This window comes from Zobellia alginiliquefaciens, assembly GCF_029323795.1.
GTDB classification, from domain to species: Bacteria; Bacteroidota; Bacteroidia; order Flavobacteriales; family Flavobacteriaceae; genus Zobellia; species Zobellia alginiliquefaciens.
This window is the reverse complement of sequence record NZ_CP119758.1, coordinates 5002853-5028845: the sequence shown is the minus strand read 5'-3', so window position 1 is coordinate 5028845 and position 25993 is coordinate 5002853. Positions and strand designations below refer to the sequence as shown.

The window sequence follows — 25993 nt, the reverse complement described above, 5'->3', positions numbered from 1 at the left end:
AATGGGTCTTTTTAATAATATATTTGGAAGTAAAAATGAAGGTGAAAATAAGAAGGAAACTAAAATTCCTTGGATTGCACTTACTTCTGTTGAACAACTAAGTGAAATTGAGCGAAAGTCATTGACAAAACCTCAAGTAATTTTCAAACACTCTACAACTTGCGGAATTAGCCGGATGGTTTTGAATATGTTTACTCAAAACTATGCTTTTGAAGATGGCCAAATGGATTTTTATTTTTTGGATCTGCATAGTTATCGCCATGTTTCCGATGAGACAGGTTATAAATTTCAGGTCGTGCATCAGTCACCTCAATTATTGGTGATAAAAAATGGAGGCGTAGTGGCGCATGATTCTCATGGAGCAATAGCAGAAATCAATTTAGAAAAATACCTTTAAGTTTCCCGGTCAACTAGGGTACTTAAAGGTATTTTCATAAGTACAAAATTATTTTAGCCTTTTTTCTTTAGCGTAAAAGGGGGTAAAAGTTTTGTTCTTACTTCTCCAAAACCAATACGAATATCATCGTTAGCGCAATACCCCTTCATGATAACGGTATCATTATCCTGAATAAACTTTCGTTCGGAACCATCGTTTAATTTTACGGGCTTGGTGCCTTGCCAAGAAAGTTCAAGCATTGAACCATAAGAGTCTGGGGTTGGCCCGGAGATGGTGCCACTTCCCATCATATCACCACTATTTACAATACAGCCGTTAATAGTGTGGTGGGCCAGTTGTTGTGCCATGGTCCAATACATATACTTAAAGTTAGATTTTGAAATGTTCGTTTCGCTACCATTTTCGGTGGCTATACTCACTTCAAGATTAATGTCATAGCTATGTCTTTCTTTTTGTTGTAAATAGGGTAGAGGCTCTGGTTCTTGTGCTGTACTTTCAATTCTAAACGGTTGAAGTGCATCTAAGGTTACAATCCATGGTGATATGGACGAGGCAAAGTTTTTGGCTAAAAAGGGTCCAAGTGGCACATATTCCCATTTTTGGATATCACGAGCACTCCAATCATTAAAAACTACCATTCCAAAAATATATTCTTCGGCCTCATCTACTGAGATGGGTTCTCCTAGTACATTGGCGTCCGTAGTAATAAATGCCATCTCCAACTCAAAATCTACTAAACGTGATGGCCCAAAAACGGGGTTTGTTTCACCTTTTGGTAAAGTCTGCCCCATGGGTCTGTGAATAGGTGTCCCACTTGGAATAATGGTGGAGCTTCTGCCATGGTAGCCAACAGGAATATGTAACCAGTTGGGCAATAAGGCATTTTCAGGGTCGCGGAACATGGTGCCAACATTGGTAGCATGCTCTTTACTTGAGTAAAAATCTGTATAATCACCTACTTGAACAGGTAATTGCATTTCAATTTCATCCATAGAAAACAAAACAACGCTTTTATGGTCCTCATTGTTTTTAAGGGTTTCATTGGATTCCTCAAAAATCTCGCTTATCCGATTACGGACAAGTCGCCATGTTTTCTGTCCATCAGATATGAAATCGTTTAAGGTGTCTTGCAAAAAAATATCATCCGTAAGCGGAATATTCTCAAAATAACCAAGTTGATGAAGAGCTCCCAAATCTATTGCATAGTCCCCAATACGTGTACCTATCGTAATAATATCATCACGGGTAAGGAATACTCCAAAAGGTATGTTCTGTATGGGGAAATCTGATTGATCGGGCACGGGAAGCCATGTTTTTTTTGTAGGATCGTTCGCGTATATAGGCATAGAAAGATTGTTAATTTGTATTTGATAAATTCTTAATCAAATATATTGTTTTATGAGTTTTAACAATGAGCAATTCGTACTTTTGCATTTCATTTAACAGAATATTTGCTTATGCAACGAGACAATCAGATTTTTGAACTAATAGCAGAGGAAAGAGAACGCCAAATAAGTGGTATAGAGCTTATAGCCTCTGAGAATTTTACGAGCCCCCAAGTTATGGAGGCTGCGGGATCCGTACTAACCAATAAATATGCCGAGGGTTATCCTGGGAAACGTTATTATGGTGGTTGTGAAGTAGTTGATAAAATAGAGCAATTGGCTATTGATAGAGCTAAGGAATTGTTTGGTGCTGCATATGCAAATGTTCAGCCGCACTCAGGTTCTCAGGCAAATGCTTCGGTTTACCATGCGTGTTTGAAACCTGGCGACACTATTTTAGGGTTTGACCTTTCTCATGGTGGACATTTGACCCACGGTTCTCCGGTGAACTTTTCAGGAAGATTGTACAATCCTGTTTTTTATGGTGTAGATAAAGAAACCGGTACGCTAGACTATGATGTTATTCAAGAAATAGCAACAAGGGAAAAGCCAAAAATGATTATTGCCGGCGCTTCTGCATACTCCCGAGATATTGATTTTGAGAAGTTCAGAGCAATTGCGGATAGCGTTGGAGCACTCTTGTTAGCGGATATTTCTCACCCTGCGGGTCTTATTGCAAAGGGTATTTTAAATGACCCAATTCCACATTGTCATATTGTAACAACTACTACTCATAAAACATTAAGAGGCCCACGTGGTGGTCTTATTCTAATGGGAGAAGATTTTGATAATCCTTTCGGAATTAAATTAAAGAACGGAAATTTACGTAAGATGTCCGCTTTATTGGATTTAGCAGTTTTTCCGGGAAATCAAGGTGGTCCTTTAGAGCATATTATTGCTGCTAAAGCTATTGCTTTTGGAGAGGCTCTTTCTGATAATTTCTTGAATTACATGATTCAGGTGAAGAAAAATGCTGCTGCAATGGCCGCTGCTTTTGTTGCTAAAGGGTATAATATAATTTCTGGAGGAACGGATAATCACATGATGCTTATCGACCTTAGAAATAAGGATATTACAGGTAAAGATGCAGAAAAGGTTCTGGTACAGGCTGATATTACGGCAAACAAGAACATGGTTCCTTTTGATGATAAGTCGCCATTTGTAACTTCTGGTATTCGTTTTGGGACAGCTGCAATTACAACCAGAGGGTTAAAAGAAGCGGATATGGATACTATAGTAGAGTTGGTAGATGAAGTTCTTACCAATGCTGAAGATGAGGCAAAAGTTGAAGCGGTTAAGAAAAAGGTAAATGCTTTAATGAATGGCAGAGAGCTTTTTAATGCCTAGTGGTAAACAAGAAAGTTACGGTAAGTAATTAATATAATCCCATCCCCCAACTACTTAATTGTATTAAGTAGCAAATGGGGGATTGATTATTTTGGGGAATGGGCAGTTTATATTACTGTCAAACACCTCAAAAAACTTGTTTTCATCTAATGGTTAAGCATAAATAGGTCACCGTGTTCTATGGTAGAGCTCTTTAAATCATAGATGACAGCATCATCTTCAGATTCAAAATAAAGACCCCAATACTGAAAATAATCTTTTTGGGTATTATTGTCAGCTTCTATATTTTGTATGAGTATTTCGTTTTCCTCGTTATTTTCTTCTTCAAAAACAGGAACGTAGATTTCATAAGGTGTTTCTGATAATCCTTTGCTGAAATGTACATAATGTTTGCATATTTCAGCTATGATAGTATCTAGCTGTTCCGGAATGCTGTTATCGTAAATTTTGTTGATGATAATAGCTGTGTCTTTTAAGAAAAAAGTACACTCTTCAATATCTACATTAGAGCCACTTTCGTTAACAAGATTGTTAAGCAGTTTTATGAACGAGGTTCTTCCCGGCTTAAAATTGCCCCAAGTACCTTTATTGAAATGAAATAGCATTTCAACTAAAGAAATATTGCAATTTAACTCAATGGCCAAATTGGTTTTTGCATCTAAATTTGTGCAATTAAGAATGGTGACCTCGGCAAAGAATAGTTTTTCTAAACTATTGGCAAAAGATTCCATCCCTTCTATCTGCGAACCGGACGAATAACCATTAGAATGGTTGTTTCTAAAACTATCTTGATATAGTGGCATATGACGTAGTTATACACTTTGAGCCAAAGATAGTTTTCAGTTTTGTTTGAGCTATAAAGAAAAACCCCATAAAAACGGGGGATTTTCTAGGTGCTGAAAAAAAGATGATTTTTAAACCGCTTGTTTTGAGTGGTTTATGTGTTAACTTTAAATAAAGCCACGTTTTTTTGCTTCCTCAATTAAGGCAAAGTCATTACCATTTTCAACATTGAAGATTACTTTTAACTGTCTTTTTCGGTTTTCCACGGTTGTGCTAGATGCGGCAACTAAAGAAGAGATATCTTTTGTTTTAGTACCAATGGATAATTGATATAATATTTTTTTGTCCCGTTCGTCTATCTGGTCCTCGTTTGCCATTTTTCTACGTATGGCCTGAAGTGCGGCTGCGGTATAGTACGGTGGATTGTCTTTTACCGTCTTTACCATATCTTGAAGCGTTTTTTCATCAACTTCCGACTTCACCATATACCCGTCCGGGTTAACGGTTTTTAAAACGTTGTTAATATGGTAACTATCGCTAAAAGAGGAAAGGAAAACAACTTTGGAAGTTGGAGAAATTTTTCTCGCCAACAGACCAAGATCAATACCGCCTCTTTCTTCTTTGGCGTTATCGGGGAACATCTGTATGTCCAATAATATGATGTCATAAGGCATGCGACTGGCCGAACTTTCTATTTCTGCTTTGCCTTCTAGATAGCTGGGCGCAATATTGACAGTAACCTTGTAATCCTTAAAATCACACCCTTCAATAGTGTACTTGTAGCCAAGTACAATCATCTCATGATCATCAACAGCTAATATTCTAACTAAATTCTCCATAGTTTGCTTGGTCAGTCTTTATTTTCAATAAAGTTAACTGGTTTCGCATGTTGATTGTATTTCTAATGGAACTTTGAGTGTAACGGTGGTACCTTTACCGCGAGCACTCTCAATAGTGTACGTTCCTTTTATTTTTTCTATTCTAGATGAAATGTTTCGAAGACCAATCCCTTTTTTTCTGGAACTTGTTTTGAAGCCTTTTCCGTCATCTACAATCTTAACCATAAAACCAGTATCGGTTTTACTAAGTTCTACAATTACATTTTTAGATGCAGCATGTTTAACACAATTTTGTAAACTTTCTTGAATCATACGGTACACGTTAATTTTTACATTTGCATTAAGTGAATCCCAATCAAAGGTTTCGTTGTATACAAATTTAGATTCAAAATTCGCGGTAGCTTTAACCGTATTCAATAGGTCGCTAATTGAATGGATGAAATTTGGAATGTTCTGGTAAGCTGCGTGACTAAGTTCATGGGAAATAGAACGCACCTCTTTTTCAACTTCTTGTAAGGCATCAATAGCTTTTTTTCTCTCGGTTGTAGCTTCTTCTCCCGAACGTTTATTGAGCCCCGTAAGCACCATACGTGCACCTAGCATTTTTCCTAAAACCCCATCATGAAGTTCTTCTGATATTCTTTTTTGCTCTATTTTCTTTCCTTCTTCCAGTTTTTCTTTTTGGGTAAGCATTAAATTGAAAATCTCTTGGTTAGCTGCCTGTTGTTGCTGTTGAAAACGGAGTTTTTGATTTTTAGATCGCTGATCTAGAATTACGTATGACATAAGTCCTAATAATAATATGGAAACCGCCACACCTGTCCACAGTTGCTTTTCGCGAGCCAACGCTTCATTTTCGGCAATAAATTCATCTGTTTCAAAACGAATTCGTGCAAATTTATTCCTAACCTGTCTCTCGGTATGATGTAGGCTATCATTTAAAGAGATGTATTGCTGATTATAATAACTAGATTTTGAGGGTTCTAACTTGGCTAAAAGCTGGTAGCTTTCTAGAACGCGATCGTTATTACTTGATATTTTTGCATATCCCAAGGCTTTCTTTGCTTGAAAAATAGCGTTTAAAGTGTCGTTTTTACTCAAGTGATATTCGGCAAAGCAGAAATGGGTGCGTGAGACATCTTTAATCTCCCCTAAGCTATCCTGAAGCTTAATTATTTCTGAAAACTGGTCCGAGAAGTTTTCCCTGTTGTTTATTTTGAATTTACTGTAGGTTAAATTATTTAGGGCAGTACCGTACAAAGTAGGTTTTTCTGATTTTAAGCTTTTGTCTTTTAGTACTTCTTCAAAATAAGGAATGGATTCCTCAAAATTGCCTCTTTCCTGGTACACAACACCAATATTGTTCTTAAGGCTAAGACCGTAGTTGTTTTCAAAGTCTAGTTTGGTTTGGTATTCAAGAGCAGTCGCATAGTAATCAAGAGCCCTGTCAAAATCTTTTAGTTCTTTTGTTATTGAGCCTAAATTATTATAACAGTAGTAAAGCCTTTTGTACTCTTCTAGTGGTTTTAAAATTTCAATGGCCCGTATGGTGTTAATTTCACTACCTGTATAGTCTTTAATGTCTGCTTGGGTAACAGCCATGTTGTATAGCATACGGGCAGATTCATAATCCATATGAAGGGCTTCGTATATTTTTTGGGCTTCCGAAAAGTATAAATATGCCTCATGAGTACGTGCTTTTGACCTATGGAAACTAGCTAAATCCCAGTTTGCTTCGGCAAGAGTTATGCTATCATTTGATAATTTGGATAATTCAACGGTTTCTTGATTTGTTCTTAAGAAGTTGACAGAATCTTTGAGGTTTAAGTACTTGAGGGAAATTTTAGAAAAAAGCTTAAGTTTTATTGAATCGTTATCTAACTCGTCCGTTTTTTTTTCGGCTTTAGCCAAATACAGCTTACTTTTCTCTTTTGAGACACCTGAATTGCTGGAGCTGTCGATCAGAGCAAAAACTGAATCGACTTGAACGATGGATTTGTGAATATTATTTTGATCTTTCTTGTGACAAGATATAAAGGATGTGGTAAGCAAGAGAAAGCTTAGATGAACAGTGATTAGAAGTAGTTTACGTTTGACACAGATCATATGGACAATCCTGGTTAAAAAAAAAGCCTTAAAACTTAATTTAAGGCTAATATAATCTATTTTGATTTTATTTTAAGAATCTCGAGTGTCGGTTGGCACGTCATCACCATCGGTAGAAGAGTCTCGTGTATCCGTTGGCACGTCATCACCGTCGGTAGAAGAGTCTCGGGTATCCGTTGGAACGTCATCACCATCTGTAGAAGAGTCTCGGGTATCCGTTGGCACGTCATCACCATCGGTAGAAGAATCTCGGGTATCCGTTGGCACGTCATCACCATCGGTAGAAGAGTCTCGGGTATCGGTTGGAACGTCATCACCATCTGTAGAAGAACCACGTTCGTCAATTTCAACATCGTCGCCGTCGGTTGGAGAGTCTACGTTTACATCATAGGCTGAATCCGTTTCTGTTTCACATGAGACAATTCCAAATGACATAATCATCAATGCTAAAATGGTCGCTACTTTTTTCATAATTAAACTAGTTTAGGGGGTTATTGATTGTTTCTTACACCGCTAAACTAGTGTGGTTTACGATAAATTTAATCAGCTTTAAAATTGTAATGGTGAACGAACCAGTTTTATGAGTAAACTGCTGGGTTTTGAGAGTATTGGATTAATTAAGAGAGGAAATTGTGTTTTTTGACAATAAATTTTTGAGCCCGTCTATATTTTCCCTGTACGATTTGGAGAATGGTAGTTGCATCTTATTCTGTTTTAAGGTGCAGTATGATTTGCCATAACTAATACGAGAAATAAAGTTCGTGTTTACTATGTAACTCTGGTGTATTCTCACAAAGTTTTTTGGCAACTGATTTTCGAAGGTTTTTAACGTTTTGTAGGCATTGTTTATTGTTCCGTCTTTCATAACGAATTCTGTAGAATTGTTATCTGCCTGTAGGTAAAGAATGTCGTCTGTGTTGATGTATTGAAAGTCACGGTACGATTTTAAACACAATGTTTGGGGTTCTGTTTTGGCGGGTACCTGCTTTTTAAGACGTAAAATGGATTTTCTTATATCAAACTCATTATAGGGTTTTAGCCAGTAATCAAAGAATCCATTTTTTATTGCATCGTAAGCGTATTTCTTGCTTTTAGATATACCTATAATAATAGGAAGCTCGTCTAAATATTGATGGAGCTCCATAACCATATGAAAATATTCGTAAGCGCTTTCATTTAGACTAATGAAAATAACGTCCGGACTGTATTTTAGAATTGTATTAGTGCCATCGGTACTGTTTTGCGCAAGACCGGCACATGTAAAATCACCATAATCCTCCAAATAGTGCTGTAATTGCAAATTTGAGGTCGCATCTGAATCTATTATGGTATAAGTATATTCCAAGACACATTATTTTGATGCAAATTAGTGACAGTAAGTCACATAGGTATAAAGATATTCCCCACAATTATTGGGGTTTTTATACGTAAAATATTGGTTATTAGTTAATTTGAAAGAAAATTACTACTTTTTATTGGTTTTTTATAGGATTTTTTTAAAAACCTATTTTGGGTTCTATCTGGTGCTTGTTTGGTGTATCCAGAGCGTAATTGTTTAAAATATAGAAGTTTCTATTCGTAAATACAATTCATATTAGAGTCCGTCCCAGGAAATCAGTATTTAATTTGTGTCAGAAAACTCATAAGCGCCAAGATCTGGCGTATCCGTTCTATCTTGGCCCAAAATATCTTCTGGAACAGTATTACTAAAGGTTTTATCTCCTATGTCTAAAACTGTAGAGGAGGAAGTTAGTCTATAGTTTTCTTGAGAAGTGTTTTCGAATTCTATAGGTTGGTTCAACATATTGGACGTGTACTTGGTTTCATCTTCAAAGCTGTATAGTACTTGTGAATCTGAGGAAAGATTTGCCTTGTTTACTGTGATAGCACAGGAACTGAATAGAAAGTTATATCTGTTTATTCCATTAGAACTATGAGAAAGTTCAAAATCACTATTGCCATCTATAATACAATTTTTAAAATCAGCTTTTATTAAATCTATACCCATGGAGCCGTTCTCTCCGTTTGGCTCAAAATTATTTATGGTCAACGCAGCACTGGGTCGGTAACTTTCTCTCCAATAATTGGCAATTGTGGTGTGTGTAAAAGAATAACTTCCGCCTAGATTACAATAAAGAGAACTATTTCCCGCACTGCCTAAAACGAGATTTTCACCAGAAATAACGGCTGTTTTACCCCATAGATTGATTTTAGAGCTATTGTATATCTGGGAGTTTTTAATATTCAAAGTAGTAGAAGAAAAGGATGGTTCTCCTTCTGCAAAGATACCGATTGTTGCGTTTTTTAGTGTAAGATGTTCTATGGCATTATTAATGCTTCCAGAGGCTATCCTAATGCCTTCCCATTGTCCGGAAACATCTCCATATTCCGGTTCTAACCGATCTCCTTCAAAGATGACTTCATTTTCGAGCAGTTCTTGGTCTGTGCTTAGGGTTCCGTTAATACTCAGCTTAGCTTCAGATTGAACTAGAATTCCTGAATTTTCATGTAAATATATTCTGGCACCTGCATCAATGCTTAATGTCTTTTCTTTAGGGACTACAGCAAATCCATAAATTACGTAGGGTTTCTCATTAGTGAACTGTAGTTGATCGTTTTTAAGCTCAAAACCAGGAGACAGCATATCCTCTCCGTTAGCATCAACCCCAAGAACAACGGTTTCTTTTTGTCCGCCAGAAGCAGTTTTTGGATAAAGAAAAATAGCATCTTGCACCAGTGTCACCAGTGGAATTTGTTGACTGGTAGCACCTTGGCCAAATTGTAAAACATCAGTATATAAAAGCTGATTGGCGCCTTCATTTTCCAATGTTACTGTGGTCTCTATGAAAATATAAAGACTGTCCTTGGCCATGAGTGGAATGTTTGTAAATGTTTTTCCGGCCAATCCATCCACATTCAATCTATAGGAACTAGCTTCGCCTTGCTCCAGTCCTATGAAGGGAATAGAGATATCATCTTTGGAGCGGTTGTACACCTTTAAGCTATACGTACTGCTACCAATATTTGCAAATACCGTATCTAAAAAAACCGTGTCCTTGGAAAATTCTAGATTTCCACTACTGGTAGTATAATCAAAATCTTTTCTACAGGAATTTATAGAGAAGAGTAGGGCTAGTAGCACTAATAAGGTTAGGTATGGCTTCATCTATAAGTTTGCTTAAATGTAGGGTACGGTTCTACACCAATTATGAAAACGGAACGTTCCAAAAGTTTACATTTTCAGGAACACGTCTTTAATTTCCTGGGATATGCGGGTAGGTTTTAAGGTATGGGCATTTAAAAGGCACCACTCCGTACTAGATTTTACTAACAGTTCTTTGGTTTTCTTATTGTGCATTTCTACAATACGAACGGACACAGCACCTCTGCTTTTTTGTATGTAGGTACGCATTTCTATGACATCATCTAGTACAGCTGCACTTTTGTAAGTGATATGATGCGTCATAACAACCCAAATTATTCCGTTGCGCATTTCTTCCGGAGCTACTGTCACCCAATGTTCTTTAGAGATGTCCTGCATCCATTGTACGTACCGTACATTGTTCACATGGTCAAGATCATCTAAGTCGTCTTTTTGAACGGTGATTGTTTTTATGTAACTCTGCATTTATTTCTTTTGGATTTTCACCTCAAACATTTTATCCCATTCTTTTCCGGTTACAAAAAATGTTTGTCTTTCTGGGTGGTAGGCAATACCGTTTAGAACATTATCTGTATCGCTCCAAGTAGCGTGATGGGTTACTTTATTACTTAAGCCTCCAAAATTAATAACACCTTCAATGGCTCCGCTATTGGCATCAATAATCATAACGCTTGGTTTTTGATATACATTAGCGTAGATTTTTCCATTAACATATTCAAGTTCGTTGGCGCTATCATTAATAGACTTGTTAGTAACCGTCTCAATATGGCCTTCTTCAACTAAAGTTTCAGGATTTAAAAACCATATTTTTTCAGTACCGTCACTTTTAAATAATTTTTCTCCGTCATTGGTAAGTCCCCAACCCTCTTTACTTTCTCCAAATTGAAAATTATCAATTTTGTCCAAAGTTTGTAAATCGTATATAAAGCCAACGCCACTGCGCCAGGTAAGCATGTAAATTTTGTTGTTCAAAATGGTGATGCCTTCTCCAAAGTAGGTTTGGTCCAAGTCTACTTGCTGTAATACTTCACCAGTTTTAAAGTCGACTTTCCGCAATGAAGACCTTCCTTTTTTTCCAGTACTTTCATAAAGAGTGTCCTTATAAAATTCTAGACCTTGGGTGTAAGCTTTGTTATCGTGCGGATACTCGTTAATTATTTCATAAGTGTAAATTTCGGGAGGATTTGGAGCTAGTAGCTTTAGGTGTTTAGTAACTTCTACCGAGGCATCTTCATATGCAACGGTAGCTTTAAGTGTTTTATCACCTAAATGCGGCATATTAAGGGCAATTTTTCCATTAGTAACCGGTAGTTCCTTTCCGTCTATGGAATAGGTTACACTTTCAATTGTTTTATCTTTCTTGTTTTTCAAGGATACTGAAATATTCTGGTTTTGCTGAAAGCTTTTGCTGTTTCCTTCTAACTGAATTTCGAACAGTGAAGATGGGGCGTTATCGCCTCCACAAGCCATAAAAAGCATTAAAAAAAGACAGATTGGGAAAAACTTTAAAATTGTCATTATAAAATTAAATTTGGTTATGCCTGATTTACAGGTGTTTTTAGAAGTACAAAAATAACGAACTCAAAACAATTTGTTGATATTAAAATTAGATTGTAAAACAATTGTGAAAGAAACAAAAGGTTGTATATTTGCAGTCGGCAAGTCCTACACGACCAGCTCCTGTAGAATCCCCCAGGGTGGGAACGCAGCAAGGGTATATGGTTGTAGCGGTGCGATGTAGGTAGCTTGCCTTTTTTTGTGCCCTAAATTCTGCTAAAAACAGGGTCAGAATTACAAATTCACCTTATCTCGTTTACATCCTTTAAATTCTTACGTCAATACACTATAATTATTGTTATTTTGCAGCAATTATGGAGCAAAAAGTAGTATTGATTACAGGTGGTTCGTCCGGAATAGGAAAATCTATAGGTTTATACCTAAAATCGAAAGGGTTTAAGGTGTATGGCACCACAAGAAGTTTGGCCAAACATCAGGATTTTGAGGTTTTTGAATTGCTTGAGCTTAATGTATCTGATAACGAGAGCATTGTCTCTGCCGTAAATAAGATTATAGCAAGGGAAGGTAAGCTAGATGTATTGGTAAATAATGCAGGAGTAGGAATAACGGGCCCTATTGAGGAGACACCTCCTGAAGAGGTACAAAAAGCTTTTGATACCAATTTATATGGTCCGTTACGAGTAGTGCAGGCCGTGCTGCCGCAAATGCGAAAGCAAAATGGGGGAGTGGTCATTAATATTACTTCAATAGCCGGTTATATGGGCTTACCGTACCGAGGGGTCTATTCGGCTACAAAAGGTGCACTTACCATACTTACCGAGGCCTTGCGCATGGAAACCAAGGAATTTGGCGTAAAAATAGCAACCATAGCTCCGGGAGATTTTGCTACAAACATTGCATCCGGGAGGTATCATTCTCCGGTTTTGGAGAGTTCGCCTTATAAAGAACCTTATGGTCATACCTTAAAGATGATGAATGATGACGTGTCTAACGGAGAGGACCCAATTGCGGTAGCTAAAAAGGTTCTGGAAGTAATAGAAAACCCAAACCCTAAGGTACATTACAAGGTTGGATCTTCTTTGCAGAAGTTTTCCATAGTCTTAAAGCGTATTTTACCAGATAAAGTATACGAGAAACTCTTGCTAAACCATTATAAGTTGTAATTTTGTCATTTGGAATTCATTATTCCCAAACATGTAGTAATTATCTAATATTAAACCTAATAAACTTTAGAGAATGAAATTTTTTATAGACACCGCCAATTTGGATCAGATACGGGAAGCTCAAGAACTTGGTGTTCTTGATGGCGTTACAACCAACCCATCTTTAATGGCCAAAGAAGGCATTTCAGGACGAAATAATATATTGAAGCATTATGTAGACATTTGTAATATTGTTGATGGTGATGTTTCTGCTGAAGTTATTGCTACTACTTTTGATGAAATGGTTAAAGAAGGTGAGGAATTGGCTGAACTTCATGATCAGATTGTTGTGAAAATACCAATGATCAAAGACGGTGTAAAGGCATTAAAATATTTTTCCGATAAAGGAATCAAAACCAACTGTACGTTAGTTTTCTCAGCAGGACAGGCTTTGTTGGCTGCTAAAGCTGGAGCAACTTATGTTTCTCCATTTATTGGAAGGTTGGATGATATCTCTACAGATGGCCTTAACCTAATTGCGGAAATCAGACATATCTATGACAACTATGCTTTTGAAACTCAGATTTTGGCTGCTTCTATCCGTCACACCATGCACGTTATTGATTGTGCTAAAGTTGGTGCAGATGTTATGACCAGTGGGTTGTCTTCTATTACAGGTCTTCTAAAGCACCCATTAACAGATAGTGGTTTAGAGAAGTTCTTAGCGGATTATGCTAAAGGAAATTAATACAACAATCGTAATTTTATTACGATAGGAATGAAAAAGGGATGCTAAACAGCATCCCTTTTTTTGTATTCGTATTATTGTGAAATTATCTTTAGAACGATGTGTATACGTTGGCAAATGCATCTACAATTACCTTATCATCTGTAATAATACATTTGTTGAGCGGGTAAATGATAAGCGACTTGGTCAATTCTTCAAAATCTGACGAACGGTATTGTTTTGCTTGGTCTAAACCGGACATCTCCATCATTGCCTTCCAATTGGATTCATTAGTTTTAATGTTAATGCCTACGTAAGAGTACTCAGGTTTTTTTGCGGATAGTTGGGCAATTCTTCTATTGATATTATCAAAATGCATTCTATCCGTAGCGGACCAAAAGTAGAAAACCGTCTTATTGTTTTTTGCCGCAATTTGCTTCATAGTTAGAACCTCCCCATTGGTGTTTGTAACAGATACGTTGGGTATTTCTTTTTTAGGCTGAATGTTCTTAATACCTTCGTACAGGGCATCTATTTCATCCATGTGCCTATTATTATGGCTTAGCTCTCGGAAACCACTAATAAACTCTTCATTGTTTTCTTCGGAGTCATGCACCTTCAATAAATAATCAAAAGCTACATATCTAAACAGGTTGTCCCTCAGCTCTTTCTCTTGCACAAGGCTATCTATAATGTGAAGTTTGTGTTTGTTAAAATGAAGCTGGTTCTTAACAACATTATTCTTAATGCTGCATGCATGGGAACAGGTCATGAAAGACATATTGCCAACATGGTTGATCATAAAATTGTAATAAGGCCTTAAGTAAGTTAAGTCCTTATCATTGAAAATCAAATCTTTTCTGTAATCGTAAAAGTCGGAAGGTAGTTCTTTAAGTATTGCCTTGCCCGTAAGTCTTTTGTGCTTAAAAGGATATTCTTCTTTATACGTGTTGTAATTGTAGTTTACACTGGCGCTGGCAATTTTCAGTTCTTTTTCGGAAAGATTACCCTCATTTTTAATTTCATCCAGTTCATCTAACTTTAGTTTTTTTAGGGAATCAATATTCCTTTCAAAATCTGTTGGATCCATTCTATACATAGAACGAATGGAATTAGACTCTTCTTCATGTGCTAGGAAGACTTCTAAAAGAAAGTTATTGAGTTCTTCTCCGTCACCGGAAAAGACTAAAGACTCATCAAAATCAGAAGTGTTTAAGCGCACCACTAAACTATCTCCTTTTTCTAGATATACATACTGCAATTCCGGGTCATGATTAAAATGATAAAGTCCTTCGGAAATAGAGTCCAGTGAAAAGGAAAATCGATTTTCTTCATCCAATTCAGCGGAGTCAATAACCATATCGCCTTTTAATAAAACAATATGATTGCTTGTGGGGTTAACAATTTCCCCAGCAAAAAAAACAGTAGAAGAACCTTTTTCTGCAGCACAACTTCCTAGAAAAAGAAAAAAAAGGTAGAGTAAATTTCTATTCATATGGGTGAACGCTTACTATATAACGTTCAAAATTAAACAACCCTTGGGCAGTTTGCTGTTAATAGTGAGTTAAAAATAAGTGGGTTGCGTTAAGGTTTTAGCTGAAATGAATGCTTTTTAAGTTTATTGGTCTAGGCCATTAAAATTCTGTATTTTTGCACGAATTTTAAAAAGAAAGTTATGCTGTCGGTATCAAATCTATCTGTACAATTTGGAAAAAGGGTCTTGTTCGATGAAGTGAACGTAACCTTTACTCAGGGCAATTGCTATGGGGTGATTGGAGCAAATGGAGCTGGGAAATCTACATTCCTGAAGATTTTATCAGGGCAAATTGATCCAACTTCCGGTCATGTTCATCTTGAACCGGGTAAGCGTATGTCTATTTTAGAACAGAACCACAATGCTTACGATGAATCTACTGTGCTTGAAGCTGTGGTAATGGGGAACAAGCCGCTTTTTGCTATAAAGCAGCAAATAGATGCCCTTTACGCCGATTATACAGATGAGAATGCCGATAAAATTGGAGAACTTCAGGTGCAGTTTGAAGAAATGAACGGTTGGAATGCTGATAGCAATGCCGCGGCTTTATTATCAAACTTAGGTATAACGGAAGAGTTTCATTACACTTTAATGGCAGATATAGATTCAAAACTTAAAGTTCGTGTGCTTTTGGCACAAGCTCTTTTTGGAAATCCAGATGTGTTGATTATGGATGAGCCTACCAACGATCTGGATTATGAAACTATTAACTGGTTAGAAAATTTCCTTGCCGATTATGAAAACACGGTAATTGTTGTTTCCCACGATAGACACTTTTTGGATTCTATCTGTACCAGTATAGCGGATATCGATTTTGGAAAAATGAATCTATATTCGGGTAACTATACCTTCTGGTATGAAAGTAGCCAATTGGCATCACGCCAAAGAGCGCAACAAAATAAAAAGGCAGAGGAAAAGGCTAAGGAATTACAAGAATTTATTGCTCGCTTTAGTGCTAACGTGGCAAAAAGTAAGCAAGCAACATCAAGAAAGAAAATGTTATCCAAGCTTAAAGTGGAAGACATTAAACCATCTAGCAGAAGATACCCAGCCATCATTTTTGAAAGAGAACGGGAAGCGGGAGATCAGATTTTAAATGTAGAAGGACTTTCGGCAAGATCAGAGGATGGTGATTTACTTTTTGAAAATGTAAACTTAAACTTGGCAAAAGGAGATAAGGTTGCGATTATTTCTAGGGATTCTAGAGCAACTACAGCTTTTTATGAAATTATAAATGGCCAAAAGAAGGCGGAAAAAGGGGAGTACCAGTGGGGAATTACAACTACTCAGTCCTACTTGCCGGCAGATAATTCAGACTTCTTTAAAGAGGACATTAGTTTGGTAGACTGGTTGAGACAGTGGGCTAAAACCGAAGAAGAAAGAGAAGAGGTTTACATTCGTGGATTCTTAGGGAAAATGCTTTTTAGTGGTGAAGAGGCCTTAAAAAAATGTACAGTTCTTTCTGGAGGTGAAAAAGTACGTTGTATGTTAAGCAGAATGATGATGCTTAGGGCTAACGTTGTTATGTTGGATGAACCTACCAATCACTTGGATTTGGAGAGTATTACTGCTTTTAACAATAGCCTTAATAACTTTAAGGGAACGGTGATGTTTACCACTCATGATCACCATTTTGCACAAACAGTCGCCGATAGAATCGTTGAATTGACGCCTAAAGGCAACATAGATAGATATTTAGCGTTTGATGAATATATGTCTGACAAGACATTACGGGAGCAACGTAATAAAATGTACGTTGCTACAGTATAGCTTTTGTTAAACCTGTATTCTTAAGTGTTTTTTTAGTGGGCGTTTTTTTAATTCAAGACCCAAACTTGAATTAAAAAAGGGCCCATTATGTTCAGCTGGCAAACCGTCAACTTGAGCCATTTAAGAAACATTAAAATGCAATAGATGAAAACCTACAACCTAATCTATGCCTGTATGGCATTATTTATCCTTATAGGGTGCAGTAAAACAGAAACTGATAACCTTGGTGAAGACGAAAAGAAAAGTGTTCATGCAGATTATACTTTAATCGTTAAGAGCGATGGTAATCTTAGCGGAACTATTTTTAATGTGGAAGGAGAAGCACTGACCATTAAGACCGAAGAGAGTAAATTCACTTCCATGTCAACTCCAGATCATTCTTTTGAGGAGAACAGCGTATTAACTTCCTATAGTAAGAAAACCAATTGTAGCGGGACGCTTACTGTTCATGATTTTAGTGATGGCAGCAACGTTAATTATGAAGTTTTTTCGGATTTAGGCGCTTGCAGCCTTACAGTAAAATCTATTGCTCGTAAAGAGGATAAACTCTATGTTGCTTATGATCTTCATATTAGTCCCACTGTTGATGAGTTTTACGTGCGGGCTTTGGATGTATCCGGCTCGGAACCTACGTTTGTTGATGTAGAATTAAATCAGAGACCTCTTGAACTGGCCTATGCGAATAATAGATTGTTTGTGTTGGGCGTAGATGAGGCCGTAACGGAAGAAAATTCTATTACAGTGGTAGATGCCAAGTCAAATACAGTAATACATAGCCAACTTGTTGGTTATGATGTAAGGCGAATTTTTACAAATCCATCAAACAATATCATAGTTAGTTATGATAATTTACACGGTACATTAAATAGTGTAACCATGGCTTTATCTTATACTAGCTACGGTGAGGGAAAGGAGCCAAATTTCAACAAATCATCTACTTTGCATTTTGACAGTGCAGGTAAGATGTATTATCAAATGTCTCCAACAGCATATAGTATTTTTCCGGTAATACCTGCTATTTATGATTTCAGTAAGAATTTGACGGTGTTGTACGCTTATGAAAACTTCATGACGGAAACTCAGCTTAATTTTGAGTTTAATGTAGAAAAAACAACTATGGTGAGTTATGATGAGGAAAATAATTTGTTATTGATTGGATACAAGAAAACAAGTGGAGAAAATAAAGGTGGCTTATTGTTGATTAAGCCTCAGCCTGATCCAGAGCTATTGAACAGTATAGATGTAGAAGGCATACCCACATCAATTTTTGTGAATTGATCCGTTTGCGATTAAATTCAAAAAAAGGCATTTTACTATGTAGTAGAATGCCTTTTTTATGGAATATAGTTTATGGTCAGGCGTTAAAGTATTTACTGTTCCAAATGGCGTGATTGAAGTTTTTCCCCAAAGCAAAGCCGTAAAATATCACAACGGAAGCCAAACATTTAAACATGAAAAAAAAGAGGAGAAAAAACTGTGCGTTAGAACTACTTTTGGAAAATAGTCCGCTAGGAACTAAAAGTGTAACCAAGTAGCTTAAGGCAATTACAAGACAAGTTAGGTTTACTATGCTTTTAAAAGGCCACATGAGCCATTTTCTCAGGGGATGTAAATCTTCTCCCCATTTATGAACAAGATAGAAATAATCATTGCCAATGGGGGCAAATAGAATAGGATCGTCTTTGTCCTCCAGTTTAAAAAGTTTGGAAGGTGCAATAATTTTAAATCCTTTTAGCTCTATATCGTGAACTCTTTCTAGGTTTTTTATTTCTGCAATGGCCTCTGCTGGTATTTTTCCTTTAAAATAATTTGATGATAAGAAGCGAAGCCTATAATCAATGCAGATTTCCTTAATTTGATTTATATGATAAATGCGGTCTGTTCGTAAGAGATTTAAGTTAAAGGTGTTGGAGGTTACACTATTTTTTGTTTTCAGGGTTTCTCCAATTTTCTCTCGGCTTTCAGAATCTTTGTTGAGTATTTTATGCAATTCAGCTAAGGACTGCATTTGGTCTTCCATGCGTAAAGTTTGACGCAATTTCTCCTCTATATTTACTTTTTTTAAGAGCATAATCTTAGGGCTTATCTCAAAATTAAAAAATTAAGCAGCTGCATTTTGGATGTAAACCACAAGTATTTGTTAATAATTTGTTAAAAATTAACATTGAATCTCCGTAAATTGCAGGATAATTGCCTTATGTTGTAACTTGTCGAAGTAATTGAACCGTTAATCGACTACTTTAACAACTCCCTGGCTTATTTATATGAAATACTTTACTAAAGTTCTTTCTTGTACTTTATTCTTTTCTTTTATGTCACTTACCGCTCAAGAAAGTGTAAGTAATTCCAATTCAACTTATCATAAAACTGAAGGTAAGAAGTCAATTGTAAATTCTACGGCAACTTCTAAGAATCACCAAACTCTTTTGGCTGTTATGAAAGCAACAGATTTGGAAGAACTGTTGGATCACGCTGGTCCTTTTACTGTTTTTGCACCATCTGATCTTGCATTTCAAAAGATATCAGGCAGAACTGTGGAGTACTTATTGCATCCAGAAAATAGAAAGGAATTAAAAGATTTATTGACCTACCATATTGTTGCTGGTCAAATTACAGCTTCAAAAATATTGAAGGCTATGTGCAGGGGCAAAGGTAAAGCAACCTTCACTACTGTTCAAGGGGATACGATTACAGCTACTATGAAAGGTTTGGACATCATTCTTAACGACAGCTTTGGTAATACTGCAACAATAGTAGTTGCGGATTCAAAGCAGCGAAATGGTGTTATTCACGAAATTGATAATGTTATACTTCCAGGGAAAATTTAAGAACCTCTTAAATTTCCCCTTTTTGTATTTATCTTAGTTCCGCTCCTAATTCGTTTTGATACGTTTTTTCAAGTTTACCCATTATACGGTCTATCTGTTTGTCCGTTAATGTGCGTTGGCTATCCTGTAAGGTGAAACTCACTGCGTACGATTTTTTTCCTTCAGGTAACTTATCTCCTTTGTAAACATCAAATAGGTTAATGGTTTTTAGGAGCTTCTTTTCCGTTTTTCTTCCTAATTCATACACTTTCTGGAAAGTAATGGAATCATCCAATAGAAGCGCGAAATCTCGTTTTACTTCAGGATACTTCGGTATTTCACGATAGGTAATGCTATTTTTCTCAGCAAAGGATATTACGTTACTCCAATTAAAATCGGCATAAAGGACCTCTTGCTTAACATTCATTTTCTTTAGTATGGATTTTTTAACCAATCCAAAGGAGACCAAATCTTTAGTTCCCGCATTTAAGCTTAAACCTTCTGAAAATAATGTGTTTGAAGTAGGTGCTGGTGTAACATCAGAAATACCTAAACGATTTAAAATGTTGGTTACAATTGATTTCAGGTAGAAAAAATCATTTGCTTTTTCCGTTCCGGCCCATCCACCTTCATTTCTGTTTCCGGTCAAATACAGGCAAAGATGTTTGTTCTCTATATATTTTGATTTTTTTTGCTCGTACGTTTTACCAAATTCAAATAACTTCAAATTCAGTTTTTTACGGTTGTTGTTGTATTGAATTGTTTCAAGACCGGTAAACAACATAGAACGACGCAAAACGGACAGATCATTGCTTAACGGATTCAACATTTTTACACTTTCCTCCGTAGAATTATCATCTAATAATTCAGCATTACCGGGAGCGGTTAAGCTATTGGTCATAATCTCATAGAACCCCTGAGCAGCTAAAAAATCTCCGGTTATGCTCTGCAGTTTGTAATCGTCAAACTTGGAAACCAATGCTGTAGACGCATTTAGCTTTGTTCCAAAATCAATATTATTATAACCGTAGACACGTAGAATCTCTTCAATAACGTCAACCTCACGATGTACATCTACCCTGTAGCTTGGTATGGAAAGGCCAAGACCGGCTTCGGTAACACTTTTGACCTTAATGTCCAATGATGCCAAAATAGACTTAATAGTGTCTTGCGGAATTTCCTGCCCAACTAGAGAATAGGTTTTCTTAAAGGTTAGAAAAACTTGATGCTCGTCAAATCGCTTCGGATAAAAATCAACGATGTCAGAAGTAATATCACCTCCGGCTATTTCTTTGATTAATAAAGCGGCACGTTTAAGAGCGTACTCTACGTTTTCAATATCAATACCACGTTCAAAACGGAAAGAAGCATCCGTATTTAACCCATGTCTTTTGGCTGTTTTTCTAATGGCCACAGGATCAAAATAAGCGCTTTCAAGAAAGATGGAAGTAGTTGTTTCCGTTACCCCTGTATTTATTCCGCCAAAAACCCCTGCAATACACATTGGCTTTTCAGAATCACAAATCATTAAATCATCTTCATGTAACTCACGTTCCTCCCCATCTAAAGTCATGAATTTTGTTCCGGCAGGTAGTGTTTTTACTATTATCTTTTTACCGTGAATACGATCAGCATCAAAAGCATGCAATGGTTGCCCTAGATCATGCAAAACATAATTAGTGGCATCTACCAGGTTGTTTGTAGGATTGATGCCAATGGCCCGCAATCTGTTTTGTAGCCATTTTGGAGATGGTTTAACCACAAGATTACTTATGGTAATGCCTGCATAACGGGGAACCAGCTTGCTATCATCTACCTGTACTTGTAGTTTTAGTGAGCGGTTGTCTATGTTAAAATGACTTATAGAAGGTGTAATCAGCTCTTTAGTAATCTCTTTTTGCCTTAGCCCGGCCTTTAAATCTCTTGCTACGCCATAGTGGCTCATAGCATCTGCTCGGTTGGGAGTGAGTCCAATTTCAAAGACTTCGTCAACCTCTACGTCAAAAATATCTGCACAAGGAGTACCCGGTTTTAGTTTGGCGTCCAATACCATAATGCCTTCATGGCTGGAGCCAAGCCCCAATTCATCTTCGGCACAGATCATACCATGACTTTCTTCGCCGCGAATTTTGCCTTTTCCTATTTTCCAAGCTTTGCCCTCTGGTGTATAAAGTATGGTTCCAACGGTAGCAACGGGAACTTTTTGGCCTTTTGCTACATTAGGAGCTCCGCAAACAATTTTTAATGGAGTATCGTCGCCTACGTCTACAGTAGTGATTTTTAGTTTGTCCGCATTTGGGTGCTTTTCGCAAGTAAGGACGTGTCCTACGACAATACCTTTTAACCCTCCTTTTATGGACTCAAAAGGAGTGATCCCTTCTACTTCTAAACCTAAATCGGTTAAAAGTTCACCTGTTTTTTGGGAGTCCCAATCAAGTTTAAGAAAATCTTTTAACCAGTTGTATGAAATCTGCATCGGTAAATTTTAGTGGCGGTAAAGATAAAACAATGCATTAAGACATTCAATATACAGCGCAACTGAATTACTCATTTTTTTGTTGTAAGTTTTACGCCTTTAAAACGATTATTAGGAGAAATAGATGATAATGAGGAAATTGATTTTTTTATGGGCGATAATTATTGTTTTGGTATCCTGTAAAAATGAAAATGAAAGCGAGCTGAACCAAGGTATTTGGTTGGGACAATTAGAAGTTATGGATGGTGAAAAACTACCCTTTAATTTTAATGTTTCAAAAAATGAAAATGAGGCATATACCATTGAAATTTACAATGCTAGTGAAATTATTAAGGTTGATGAAATTGAGATAAAGGGCGATTCAATCCGAATTCAGACGCCTGTTTTTGAGGGGTATATTCAGGGTAAATTGAGTGAGAAAAGTATAAAAGGGAATTTTATAAAGGAAAGTTTGGATAGGGTAGTCCCGTTTGAAGCTTTTTATGGAGTGGAAAAACGTTTCGCTGTAAACACAACGCCCGCTGTAAATATTTCTGGTATTTGGGAAACTGAATTTAGTCAAGGCACTTCCGATAGTTATATGGGAAAAGGAATTTTTGCAGAGAATGATGGTAAGGTTACGGGAAAGTTTAGAACTACAACGGGAGACTATAGGTATTTGGAAGGCGTGGTTTCTGGCGATTCTCTAAAATTGTCTGCTTTTGATGGTGCGCATGCATTTTTGTTTCTGGCCAAGGTTACCGACAGTACCCTTAATGGCACGTTTTATTCTGATAATCATTTTAAAGAACCTTTTGTTGCAAAGCGAAATGAGAGTTTTGAGCTTCCTGAAGCGGACGAGCTTACTTTCTTAAAAGAGGGCTATGATAAGTTTGAGTTTTCTTTTCCTGATACAAATGGAAAGATGGTTTCATTAGAAGATAAAGCTTATAAGGATAAAGTGGTACTAGTTCAGATAATGGGTTCTTGGTGTCCTAATTGCTTGGACGAGACCAAATTCTATGTCAATTATTTAAACGATAATCATACAACGGATTTGGAGATGGTAGGTTTGGCCTTTGAATATGCTAAAACCAAAGAGCTTGCTTATAAAAGTATTGAGCGGCTGAAACAGCGGATAGGAGTGAACTATCCTATTTTATTGGCACAATACGGGACTTCGGATAAAGAGGAGGCACAACAAAAACTTCCTATGTTAAATCACGTTCTGTCTTATCCTACCACTATATTTATTGATAAAAAGGGAAAGGTCAGAAAGATTCATACCGGGTTCAATGGTCCTGCAACAGGAGAAAAGTATACCGTTTTCAAAAGGGAATTTGACAGCTATGTAAAAATGTTGATAAACGAATAGGTTTAAATAATAGTAGATTTACCTAAGCCTATGTTCTCATCATTAATACTAGGGCTTTCATCAGATTCTACAATATTTTCTGAAATGAAATCTCCTACATAATCCGTACCGTATTTGCTGCTTCCTAAGACGTCCGTGGTAACCACTTTTTTCACGAAAGATTTGTGAACCGCAGCTACAATGGCATTTGCCTCTTCGTTGAGGTTAAAATGTTGTAGCAACATAGCTGTGCTTAAAATTGAGGCTACAGGGTTGGCAATATTCTTTCCCTTTGCTTGTGGATAAGATCCATGAAACGGTTCGAACATTGCATTTTCGGCACCTACGGATGCGGATGGAAGCAAGCCTACGGAGCCAAGTATAACACTACCTTGGTCAGATAGTATGTCACCGAACATATTATCGGTTAAAACTACATCAAACTGGCGTGGGTTCAACATCATCTGTACAGCGGCATTATCTATAAAAAGACATTCCAAGGTAACTTCCGGGTAGCTTTTTGCAATTTCTGTAACCGTTTTTCTCCAGAGTCTAGAAGATTCAAGAACATTCGCCTTATCTACTAAAGTCAGCTTTTTTCTTCTTTTCTTAGCGGTTTTAAAGGCTAAATGCGCTATGCGGCTTATTTCGTCTTCGGAATAGCTACAAAGGTCAGAGGCTACCGTGCCATCTTCGCTTAACGTTTTTTCTCCAAAATAGATTCCACCTGTAAGCTCTCTAAAAATTACCAAATCGGTATTATCAACAATATTTCTCTTTAAAGGAGAATTGTCCAAAAAAGCAGGAAACATTTTTATGGGGCGTATACTGGCAAAAAGACCAAGCTCCTTACGTAACCTCAACAGTCCTTGTTCAGGTCTTACTTTAGCTTCGGGATTATTGTCGTATTCTAATGAGCCTATAGCACCAAAAAGAATAGCATCAGACGCTCTGCATAATTGCAAGGTCTTGTCAGGCAAAGGTCTTCCGGATCCGGACATAGCAATTGCACCCACGGGCGCTTCAACGAGTTCAAACCTGTGATTGAACGTTTCTTCGATCGCTTTTAGGCATTTTACGGATTGAGCCAATACTTCTGGTCCAATTCCGTCACCACCAAGGAGGGCAATTTTTAGCTGCATCTAGAGAATTTTTAGGGTGCTACCTGAATAAAAGCACATAAAAGTGCTTTCAATCCTTGGGGGCTAAGATTAAAAATTTTAATGACATAATCGCCAAAAAAACAGTAAAATATAAAGGATAAATTCTCTAGCTGTTACCTACGAAATACTTTCTATGCTTATGTTGCTAGCTTCAATGATTTTTGGAATGTCTTGATCGGAAATCTCTTTGTGAATATCCGCAAATTTCAAGAACTCTTGATATACTTCGTCAAGCTGAAGTTTTGTTAGCTCATATCCTACCAATTTGGCTCTATATGCCAAAGCCGCTCTACCACTTCTAGCGGTAAGAACTATAGAAGATTCGTTAACTCCAACATCTGCGGGGTCTATAATTTCATAAGTCTCCCTATTCTTAATCACGCCGTCTTGGTGAATACCGGAACTGTGGGCAAAAGCATTTGCTCCAACAATAGCTTTATTGGGCTGCACCATCATTCCCATTTTCTGGGAAACCATTTGGCTCGTGTCAAAAAGTAATTTGCTGTTGATATTCGTATCCAAGTTTAGACTAGGGTGTTGGCGTAAAATCATCACCACTTCTTCTAAAGAGGTATTTCCTGCACGCTCGCCAATACCGTTAATGGTACATTCTATCTGGCGGGCACCGTTTATTACCCCGGCAATTGAGTTTGCGGTAGCTAAACCTAAATCGTTATGACAGTGGCAAGAAAGGATTGCTTTATGAATTCCGGTTACATTTTCCTTCAGATATTTTATCTTAGCTCCGTATTCATCTGGTAAGCAATAGCCCGTTGTATCCGGTATATTTAAAACCGTAGCTCCGGCTTTTACAACGGCCTCACAGACCCTGGCCAAGAATTCATTGTCCGTACGGCCTGCATCTTCTGCGTAGAACTCCACGTCCTCAACAAAGGTTTTGGCATAACTCACGGCCTCCACGGCACGTTCTATTATAGCATCTCTGTTGGAGTTGAACTTGAATTTTATATGGGAATCGGAAGTTCCTATACCTGTATGTATACGAGGTCTTTTTGCTGATTTAAGGGCCTCTGCAGCCACCTCAATATCTTTTTTTACCGCACGGGTAAGCCCACAAACAGTAGCATTTTTAACGAGGTCGGATATTTGGCTTACGGATTTGAAATCACCAGGGCTAGATATCGGAAAACCGGCCTCAATAATATCTACGCCAAGATTGTCCAATCTTTCGGCGATGACCAATTTTTGTTCTGCATCCAATTTACAACCGGGTACCTGTTCCCCATCACGAAGCGTTGTATCAAAAATTTGTACCTTATCTTTACTCATTATATCTTGTAGTTTAGCTAACTTAGGAACTGCTTGCAACTTTTTCTTTGTCTACAAATATCACATTTTGCACTGTAATGTCAACATTTTTTAATAACCTTAGCCCTGGCTTTTACTAAAATAGGACTGGGTCATGGTGTAAAACCTTAATGTTAGGTTCCAAACAAAAAATAGCAATAAAGTTCAATACGAATATATAACCAATAGGGCGAA

The 25993-nt window shown here is 37.1% G+C and carries 22 protein-coding genes and 1 other RNA gene; 9 read left to right on the top strand and 14 right to left on the bottom strand.

Translation table 11 applies throughout. From position 1 onward, the window contains the following. The first annotated feature begins 1 nt into the window (after position 1). Positions 2–397: a bacillithiol system redox-active protein YtxJ gene (gene ytxJ, locus P0077_RS20720; RefSeq protein ID WP_276167095.1), complete on the top strand. Its 396-nt coding sequence runs from the start codon at positions 2–4 to the stop codon at positions 395–397. A gap of 53 nt (positions 398–450) precedes the next feature. Here the strand turns inward: ytxJ and fahA are convergent, their stop codons facing one another. After that, positions 451–1743, bottom strand: a complete 1293-nt coding sequence (gene fahA, locus P0077_RS20715) for a fumarylacetoacetase (protein ID WP_276167094.1) — start codon at positions 1741–1743, stop codon at positions 451–453. 111 nt (positions 1744–1854) lie between these two features. Here fahA and glyA point away from each other — a divergent pair, with 111 nt between their 5' ends. Next, entirely contained in the window at positions 1855–3129 is a 1275-nt protein-coding gene (glyA, locus tag P0077_RS20710; RefSeq protein ID WP_276167093.1) for a serine hydroxymethyltransferase, read from the top strand. A 146-nt stretch (positions 3130–3275) separates the two neighbouring features. On the opposite strand, the gene P0077_RS20705 is transcribed toward glyA, so the two are convergent. The 8 genes from P0077_RS20705 to P0077_RS20670 form a co-directional block, all read right to left on the bottom strand. Further along, positions 3276–3932: a hypothetical protein gene (locus P0077_RS20705; protein ID WP_276167092.1), complete on the bottom strand. Its 657-nt coding sequence runs from the start codon at positions 3930–3932 to the stop codon at positions 3276–3278. A 147-nt stretch (positions 3933–4079) separates the two neighbouring features. Continuing rightward, positions 4080–4751 (bottom strand): response regulator, encoded by a 672-nt coding sequence (locus P0077_RS20700; RefSeq protein WP_276167091.1) that lies wholly within the window; start codon positions 4749–4751, stop codon positions 4080–4082. Positions 4752–4784: 33 nt separating this feature from the next. Further along, entirely contained in the window at positions 4785–6857 is a 2073-nt protein-coding gene (locus P0077_RS20695; RefSeq protein WP_276167090.1) for an ATP-binding protein, read from the bottom strand. Between the two features lie 72 nt (positions 6858–6929). Further along, entirely contained in the window at positions 6930–7328 is a 399-nt protein-coding gene (locus P0077_RS20690; protein ID WP_276167089.1) for a hypothetical protein, read from the bottom strand. Between the two features lie 142 nt (positions 7329–7470). After that, positions 7471–8202, bottom strand: a complete 732-nt coding sequence (locus P0077_RS20685; RefSeq protein ID WP_276167088.1) for a LytR/AlgR family response regulator transcription factor — start codon at positions 8200–8202, stop codon at positions 7471–7473. Between the two features lie 276 nt (positions 8203–8478). Next, complete coding sequence (locus P0077_RS20680) at positions 8479–10023, bottom strand: hypothetical protein (protein ID WP_276167087.1); 1545 nt, start codon at positions 10021–10023, stop codon at positions 8479–8481. A gap of 66 nt (positions 10024–10089) precedes the next feature. Then, entirely contained in the window at positions 10090–10485 is a 396-nt protein-coding gene (locus tag P0077_RS20675; RefSeq protein ID WP_276167086.1) for an acyl-CoA thioesterase, read from the bottom strand. Continuing rightward, positions 10486–11538 carry a glutaminyl-peptide cyclotransferase gene (locus P0077_RS20670; protein WP_276167085.1) on the bottom strand — a complete coding sequence of 351 codons (1053 nt, stop codon included), beginning with the start codon at positions 11536–11538 and terminating at the stop codon, positions 10486–10488. A 138-nt stretch (positions 11539–11676) separates the two neighbouring features. Here P0077_RS20670 and ffs point away from each other — a divergent pair. From ffs to fsa, 3 genes are all read left to right on the top strand, one after another. Continuing rightward, positions 11677–11775, top strand: an RNA gene (gene ffs, locus P0077_RS20665) — signal recognition particle sRNA small type. A gap of 116 nt (positions 11776–11891) precedes the next feature. After that, entirely contained in the window at positions 11892–12701 is an 810-nt protein-coding gene (locus P0077_RS20660) for an SDR family oxidoreductase (protein WP_276167084.1), read from the top strand. A 73-nt stretch (positions 12702–12774) separates the two neighbouring features. Next, positions 12775–13428 (top strand): fructose-6-phosphate aldolase, encoded by a 654-nt coding sequence (gene fsa / locus P0077_RS20655; protein WP_194527652.1) that lies wholly within the window; start codon positions 12775–12777, stop codon positions 13426–13428. A gap of 91 nt (positions 13429–13519) precedes the next feature. Here fsa and P0077_RS20650 read toward each other — a convergent pair whose 3' ends face one another. Further along, positions 13520–14902, bottom strand: a complete 1383-nt coding sequence (locus tag P0077_RS20650; RefSeq protein WP_276167083.1) for a transaldolase — start codon at positions 14900–14902, stop codon at positions 13520–13522. A gap of 180 nt (positions 14903–15082) precedes the next feature. On the opposite strand from P0077_RS20650, the gene P0077_RS20645 reads away from it, so the two are divergent. Together P0077_RS20645 and P0077_RS20640 are read left to right on the top strand one after the other, a co-directional pair. Beyond that, a complete protein-coding gene (locus tag P0077_RS20645) occupies positions 15083–16711 on the top strand; it encodes an ABC-F family ATP-binding cassette domain-containing protein (RefSeq protein WP_276167082.1) in 1629 nt (542 codons plus the stop codon). A gap of 144 nt (positions 16712–16855) precedes the next feature. Continuing rightward, positions 16856–17989 carry a hypothetical protein gene (locus tag P0077_RS20640; protein WP_276167081.1) on the top strand — a complete coding sequence of 378 codons (1134 nt, stop codon included), beginning with the start codon at positions 16856–16858 and terminating at the stop codon, positions 17987–17989. Between the two features lie 76 nt (positions 17990–18065). Here P0077_RS20640 and P0077_RS20635 read toward each other — a convergent pair whose 3' ends face one another. Continuing rightward, positions 18066–18782, bottom strand: coding sequence for a hypothetical protein (locus P0077_RS20635; protein ID WP_276167080.1), 717 nt, complete (start codon positions 18780–18782; stop codon positions 18066–18068). Positions 18783–18975: 193 nt separating this feature from the next. Between P0077_RS20635 and P0077_RS20630 the strand changes: the two genes are divergently transcribed. Continuing rightward, a complete protein-coding gene (locus P0077_RS20630; RefSeq protein WP_276167079.1) occupies positions 18976–19539 on the top strand; it encodes a fasciclin domain-containing protein in 564 nt (187 codons plus the stop codon). 28 nt (positions 19540–19567) lie between these two features. Here P0077_RS20630 and pheT read toward each other — a convergent pair whose 3' ends face one another. Further along, positions 19568–21994, bottom strand: coding sequence for a phenylalanine--tRNA ligase subunit beta (gene pheT / locus P0077_RS20625; RefSeq protein WP_276167078.1), 2427 nt, complete (start codon positions 21992–21994; stop codon positions 19568–19570). Between the two features lie 130 nt (positions 21995–22124). On the opposite strand from pheT, the gene P0077_RS20620 reads away from it, so the two are divergent. Beyond that, on the top strand, positions 22125–23348 hold the full coding sequence (locus tag P0077_RS20620; protein WP_276167077.1) for a peroxiredoxin family protein: 1224 nt from the start codon (positions 22125–22127) through the stop codon (positions 23346–23348). A gap of 2 nt (positions 23349–23350) precedes the next feature. On the opposite strand, the gene leuB is transcribed toward P0077_RS20620, so the two are convergent. Beyond that, complete coding sequence (gene leuB, locus P0077_RS20615) at positions 23351–24469, bottom strand: 3-isopropylmalate dehydrogenase (RefSeq protein WP_276167076.1); 1119 nt, start codon at positions 24467–24469, stop codon at positions 23351–23353. Between the two features lie 138 nt (positions 24470–24607). After that, positions 24608–25780 (bottom strand): 2-isopropylmalate synthase, encoded by a 1173-nt coding sequence (locus P0077_RS20610; RefSeq protein WP_276167075.1) that lies wholly within the window; start codon positions 25778–25780, stop codon positions 24608–24610. Positions 25781–25993: the final 213 nt, after the last annotated feature.